Annotated in this window: 1 protein-coding gene; it reads left to right on the forward strand. The window is 38.2% G+C overall.

Annotated features, from left to right (window positions below):
- Positions 1-112: 112 nt before the first annotated feature.
- Positions 113-1,699 carry a transposase gene (locus tag ACYQ2O_RS12130; RefSeq protein ID WP_344913871.1) on the forward strand — a complete coding sequence of 529 codons (1,587 nt, stop codon included), beginning with the start codon at positions 113-115 and terminating at the stop codon, positions 1,697-1,699.
- Positions 1,700-1,795: the final 96 nt, after the last annotated feature.

Consider the following 1,795-nt stretch of genomic DNA (forward strand, 5'->3'; position numbering starts at 1 on the left):
TGGTTAGGGTGTCAAAACCTAACCGGTTTACTACTTTTCCTTGTTAACAGTGCGATTTTGCCCGCTCTTTTGGTATAATAGACGTATCAAAATGCTGACGGAGGGTGCTATCATGTCGTTTAAACCAAATAATAAAAACGAAATGGATTTATTTAATGATTCTTACATTCAGACTTCTGAACGAACAAAAAAATGGATAAAAAATTCATGGGCAGAACCCTTTGCCCAACTAATTTTTCCGGCTATCAATGAAAAGCGCTTTGAAATCCTTTATCACGAAGAGAATGGTCGTCCGAATACACCGATTAACTATATTCTAGGTGCACTTATTCTGAAAGAAATTCTTTCTTTGACGGATGAGGATTTAAAACTTCGTTGCCATACAGACATTGCGATTCATCATGCCCTTCATTCAACCAGCTGGGATGACCAACCCGTTAGCGATCGAACGTTTAGTCGTTTCAGAGAACGGTGTTACCTGTATGAATTAGAAACAGGCATTGATCTGATTCAAGCAGAAATGGAAGCTTTGTCCGATAAACTTATGGAGTATTTCGAAATCAACCCAACGAAAAAGCGAATGGACAGTCTAATGATTGCTTCCAACACGCGAAATCTGTCTCGACTCGAATTACTTTATACGTGTATCGAAAGAGTCGTCCGTAAAATAGAAACACTATATCCCTCTTTTGAATTGAGTGCGTACCAACAGTACCTCGATTCATATCATGAGAATGAGTTTATTTACCATAGTGATCAACCGTATGATGAAAAATTACAAGTCATCCTTTTGGATGCTTTTGGATTGAAAGAAACATTTGAATCCACATTAAAAGAGGACACAGACTTTCATCTTCTTTGTCGTGTCATCAATGATCAAACAACAACAGATGAGGATGGGACTATTTCTCTAAAAAAGGGGAAAGAGATCAGTCCCACAAGTCTTCAAACACCGATTGAACCAGAGGCCACTTATCGTTATAAATCTGGGAAACATCACAAAGGTTATGTCGCAAATATTGTAGAAACGGTTGATGAAAATCTTTCCTTCATCACGCACTATTCTTTTGATGCGAATATACAAAGTGATGTTCATTTTGCCTATGAAGCGATTGAAAAATTGGGTAAACAAGAAGAACCAACAGTTCTTGTATCTGATGGTGCCTATGATTCTGAAGACGCAAGAATCTTGGGTAAAACCAATGGGATTGATCTCGTAACTACCGAATTAAAAGGACGCTCACCGAATCCTGCTTACGCAGGCATTATCATCGATGAAGAAAAGAATATGGTCGAACTTCCCGATGGGTTAAAAGCCCAATCGGTTAGTTATTATGAGAAAACAGACATGTATCGAGCGGTCTTTGATAAAGCGGACTGTTCCTCAGCCTCAGATAACCAAGAAGCCTATGGCATGATGAAAGAACAAAAGAAAACAAACGTCTTAATGATTTCACCAAGGATGATTCAGCGAGCCAATCAAGCAAAACAGATGAAGACGAAAGAATTCCTCAAATATACTTATTTTAGAAACGGAGTAGAAGGCATTCCTTCTGTTCTTCGACGCGCTTACGATATCGACCGAATTCCATTCAGGGGACGAGTGCGTAAAAAACACAGTCTTGGGATAAAAATAATGGCAATAAACGCTAAAAGAGCCATCAAACACCAACACAATCAGGAAAAAGTGATGGCATAAAGAGGAGTCCCTCTTTTATTTTTTAAAACTGTATACTTTTGAGCATTTCAAGTTGATTAAGTGCTTAAAATTATGGGGTTTTGACACCATAATCAT

Source organism: Alkalibacterium sp. m-11, from assembly GCF_054658155.1.

Excerpts from the sequence above, each read along its gene's own strand:
- ACYQ2O_RS12130 (WP_344913871.1), top strand. The coding sequence starts at position 113 with ATGTCGTTTAAACCAAATAATAAAAACGAAATGGATTTATTTAATGAT.